4 protein-coding genes and 2 pseudogenes are annotated in these 3,995 nt (G+C 59.4%); 3 read left to right on the top strand and 3 right to left on the bottom strand.

What is annotated here, in order from left to right; genetic code table 11:
* The 3 genes and pseudogenes from clpA to EN993_RS32360 form a co-directional block, all read left to right on the top strand.
* Window positions 1-389: pseudogene (clpA, locus tag EN993_RS32370) on the top strand (ATP-dependent Clp protease ATP-binding subunit ClpA); the annotation flags it as partial.
* A 63-nt stretch (window positions 390-452) separates the two neighbouring features.
* On the top strand, window positions 453-1,052 hold the full coding sequence (locus EN993_RS32365; RefSeq protein WP_109669067.1) for a chloramphenicol phosphotransferase: 600 nt from the start codon (window positions 453-455) through the stop codon (window positions 1,050-1,052).
* A 75-nt stretch (window positions 1,053-1,127) separates the two neighbouring features.
* Window positions 1,128-2,090, top strand: coding sequence for a phosphatase PAP2 family protein (locus EN993_RS32360; protein ID WP_245469030.1), 963 nt, complete (start codon window positions 1,128-1,130; stop codon window positions 2,088-2,090).
* Window positions 2,091-2,093: 3 nt separating this feature from the next.
* Here EN993_RS32360 and EN993_RS32355 read toward each other — a convergent pair whose 3' ends face one another.
* The 3 genes and pseudogenes from EN993_RS32355 to EN993_RS38485 all read right to left on the bottom strand — a co-directional run.
* A complete protein-coding gene (locus EN993_RS32355; RefSeq protein WP_109669065.1) occupies window positions 2,094-2,522 on the bottom strand; it encodes an HIT family protein in 429 nt (142 codons plus the stop codon).
* 99 nt (window positions 2,523-2,621) lie between these two features.
* Entirely contained in the window at window positions 2,622-3,836 is a 1,215-nt protein-coding gene (locus tag EN993_RS32350; RefSeq protein WP_109669063.1) for a GNAT family N-acetyltransferase, read from the bottom strand.
* A 56-nt stretch (window positions 3,837-3,892) separates the two neighbouring features.
* Window positions 3,893-3,995, bottom strand: a pseudogene (locus tag EN993_RS38485) (glycerophosphodiester phosphodiesterase); the annotation flags it as partial.

Genomic DNA, 3,995 nt, shown 5'->3' with positions numbered 1-3,995 from the left:
CCTTCGACCTGTCGGCGGATGCGATCGCCTGGCTCGCCGACAAGGGCTATGATGAGCGCATGGGAGCGCGGCCGCTCGGCCGGGTCATCCAGGAGCACATCAAGAAGCCGTTAGCCGACGAGGTGTTGTTCGGCAAGCTCAAGAAGGGCGGCACGGTGCGTGTCACCGTCGAGAAGAAGGAAACCGGCGAGACCGGCCTGAAGCTCGAATCGCTCGCCGACGAGGCGCCGGTGAAGCCGAAGAAGGAAGAGCCGGAAGAAACGCCGAAGCCCAGAAAGGCCGTCGCGAAAAAGCCCGCGGCCAAGAAGCTGGTGGCGCCAAAGCCCGAGGCCAAGGGCAAGGACGGCGGCAAGCGCAGCCTCGTGCCGCAACTGCCCCGAAAGAACTGAGCCTTACGAAAGTCGAAAAAGCCCCGGAAACGGGGCTTTTTCCATTGGAACACGAGGTGACGCATGGTTGGCCAGATCATCATCTTGAACGGCGCGCCGCGATCGGGAAAATCAAGCATCGCCAGAGCTATTCAGGAGAGTTTCGATGGCGTCTGGATCAATCTCGGTGTTGACGTTTACGAGCAGGCCACGCCGGCACGCTATCAGCCTGGAATTGGGCTGCGGCCGGGTGGCGAGCGTCCGGATCTTGAAAGCGTCGTGCCCGGATTGTACGCAGCGCTCTACGAATCGATAGCCGCTCACAGCCGGCTGGGGCTGAATGTCGTTGCGGATGTCGGCCACCACGATGCCTATTCGAAACCCCTTAACTGCCTCGTCGATTGCGCCCGCCGTCTCGCCGGCCTGCCGGTGCTGCTTGTCGGCGTTCGCTGCCCGATCGAAATCATCATGGAGAGGCGTGCGGCCAGCGCCGCGGACAAGGGATATGTGACCGCCTCGGCTGACGATCCCGCGCCATTGCCCGTGCGTCTGTGGCAGGAAGAGGTGCATCGGCCAGGCGTGTACGATCTCGAAGTCGATACGTCACTTCTGAACTCTGCCCAGTGCGCTGATATAATTCGGGAGAAGCTTATATTAGAAAATTCGAATTCAATGGCTTTCTGAGGTTCTTATATTCTCGATAGGATTCTCACAGGAATTCTTGACCACTCCTGCTTCCATTTTCACTCTTGATTAACGATGATTGGTCATGTTTCAAGCATGACCCTACTACCTGCAGAGCGGACAATACTGACTATTGTGTTGGCGCTAGTCGCCGTCTGCTTTTTCCTTGCATGGGTCAAGGACGTCACCGTTGCGCTTGACAGCCATGTTTTTTCCATCGGCTTTGCCATTGTCATGACCGCTCTCGGCCAATTCTATCGCCGGGTCCGCAAAGCGGAGCGGATCGCGCTCACTGCGCATGCTCTGGCGCTGTTCATCCTCTTTTCAGTTGTTGCCTCGCTGTTCAACCTTCTGCTCTTGCCACGGCATTCAGCGCCGATCGACGCCACCTTGGTGTGGATCGACTCCTGGTTCGGTTACTCGTGGCCAGACGCCTGTGCATGGATTTCTCAATACCCGCTTCTCTCGGATACGCTGAGGCAGGTCTATACTCTGACGCTGGCTCAGATCCTGTTTGTCTTTCTCTTCCTGGGCATGGCCAACGATCGGAAGCAGCTTCACGCTGCCATGCTGGCGGCGGTGTTTGCCGCGCTGGCCACTATTTTTTGCTGGGCGCTGTTTCCGTCCAGTGGCGCTTCCGCCTACTGGACCTTGGACCCTGAAATCGATCGCATTGTTGGACCCGTGGTCAATTCCGCCTACGGGGCGGAATTGAATCGCCTGCTGGTTTATGGCATCAACGACATTTCAGCCATTCGGGCGACAGGGCTCATAGGGTTCCCGTCGTTCCACACGGTCATGGCGCTGATGTCGCTTTTCGCAATCTGGCCGTATCCATTTGCTCGTTTCGCGCTGATCCTCGCCAACACCGCGTTGGTGCCGGCAATTCTTATCCATGGCGGGCACAATCTGATGGATGTGTTCGGCGGCGCGGTGATTACAATAGCCTGCTGGCGACTGGGCCTGCGGGCATTCGAAGCACAGCAGCGACGGCCATTGTCGAGGGCCAAATGCGAGGCGCTGACAACCGAGGGCTAAGCGTCACCGCGCGGCCAGCGCAGCCCGTATCTTTTCGGCGCTCTCGGCCAGCACTTCCGGCTTCTCCATTCCGCCAGTGTGCGGTTTCAGCGGGATGCCATCGAAGCGCGGGATAACATGGACATGCAGATGATAGACGGTCTGCCCCGAGGCCGGCTCATTGAATTGAAGGATCGTGACACCGTCGGCGCCGAAGGCCTTTTTCACCGCCAGCGCCACTTTCTGAACGACGGTGAAGAGCGGGCCGAAAATTGACGGATCGGCGTCGAGCAAGTTGCGCGACGGTGCCTTCGGCACCACGAGCGTATGGCCGGGCCCCTGCGGCATCACATCCATGAAGGCTATGACCGCTTCGTCCTCGTAGACGCGTTGCGAGGGAATCTCGCCGCGCAGGATCTTCGCGAAGATGTTGTCGGTGTCATAGGCGGCCATGGCGAACGCTCCGGATTGTGCCTTTCGTGTAGCGAAGCCGTCGAAAGTCGGCAAGACGACCCGGCGAAGTCGACCCTGCTCATCAGGGCAGCCCTGTTGCTACTCCTCCAGATCCTTGCGGAACGGGGTGTGCTCTTCGAGATATTCGCCCATCCGCTCCACCTCTTGCCGCTCGCGTCTGAGATAGTCGGCGACGGCGTTGCGCAGGCCGGGGTGCGCAATGTAGTGCGCGGAATGCATGGTCACCGGCCGGTAGCCGCGCGCCAGCTTGTGCTCGCCCTGCGCGCCTGCCTCGACCACCTTCAGCTTGCGCTCGATGGCAAAGTCGATCGCCTGGTGGTAGCAGACCTCGAAGTGCAGGAAGGGATGGTCCTCGATGCAACCCCAGTTGCGGCCATAGAGTGCGTCGGAGCCGATGAAATTGATGGCGCCGGCAATATAGCGCCCGTTGCGCCTGGCCATCACCAGCAGGATGTCGTCGGCCATGCGCTCGCCGATCAGCGAAAAGAATTGGCGGTTGAGATAGGGCCGGCCCCATTTGCGGCTGCCGGTGTCCATGTAGAAGGCGAAGAAATCGTCCCAGGCCTTCTCAGTGAGATCCTTGCCGGTCAGCCGGTCGATCGAAATGCCGTCGGCAAGCGCCTCGCGCCTTTCCTTCTTCATCGCCTTTCGCTTGCGCGAGGCAAGGGTAGCGAGGAAGTCGTCATAGGTTGAAAAGCCTTCGTTGAAGAAATGGAATTGCTGGTCTGTGCGGTGCAGGAAACCTGCCGCTTCCAGCACCTCCACGTCGCCCTCTTGCGCGAAGGTGACATGCGCGGAAGAAACACCGAGTTTTTGCGTCACCGCCTTCAGGCCTGCCGCCAAACCGGCCTTGACGGTGACGATATCCTCGCCCTTGGTGACCAGCAGGCGAGGGCCGGTGACCGGGGAGAACGGCACAGCACTTTGCAGTTTTGGATAGTAGCGGCCACCGGCGCGCTCGAACGCATCCGACCAGCCATGGTCGAACACATATTCGCCCTGGCTGTGCGATTTGAGATAACAGGGCACCGCGCCCAGCAATCTGCCTTGCCCATCTTCCAGCCTGAGGTGGTGGCCCTGCCAACCGGTGCGCCGCACGGCGCATCCGGAATCCTCAAGTGCACTCAGAAAAGCGAAGGAAACCAAAGGATTGTAATTGGTTTCTGCATCGCCGCGCGTAGTTTCGGCAAAGCTGTTCCATTCGTCGCATGTGAAAGCGCCGATGCCAGCGGCGACGCGGATTGAATAGTCCGCATTTGCTGTCTGGCCATCGCCCTCATCGCCTTGATCCATGAGGCTTATTTAAGCTCCGTCCGGCTTGGTACAAGTCACATTTCAGACACTCGACTTCAGGCGACTTTGACCAGATCGGGTTCGAACCCTTCGAACGTCATCTGGTCGGCATATCTGAAGGTCAGGTCGACCGCGGGCTGGTCATGCACGGTCCAGGTG

Source organism: Mesorhizobium sp. M7D.F.Ca.US.004.01.2.1 (assembly GCF_003997785.1).
GTDB lineage: Bacteria > Pseudomonadota > Alphaproteobacteria > Rhizobiales > Rhizobiaceae > Mesorhizobium > Mesorhizobium loti.
This window is presented reverse-complemented; position numbering and strand designations above follow the sequence as displayed.

Coding starts and splice junctions, on each gene's coding strand:
- EN993_RS32365 (WP_109669067.1), top strand. CDS start 453: ATGGTTGGCCAGATCATCATCTTGAACGGCGCGCCGCGATCGGGAAAA.
- EN993_RS32360 (WP_245469030.1), top strand. CDS start 1,128: ATGATTGGTCATGTTTCAAGCATGACCCTACTACCTGCAGAGCGGACA.
- EN993_RS32355 (WP_109669065.1), bottom strand. CDS start 2,522: ATGGCCGCCTATGACACCGACAACATCTTCGCGAAGATCCTGCGCGGC.
- EN993_RS32350 (WP_109669063.1), bottom strand. CDS start 3,836: ATGGATCAAGGCGATGAGGGCGATGGCCAGACAGCAAATGCGGACTAT.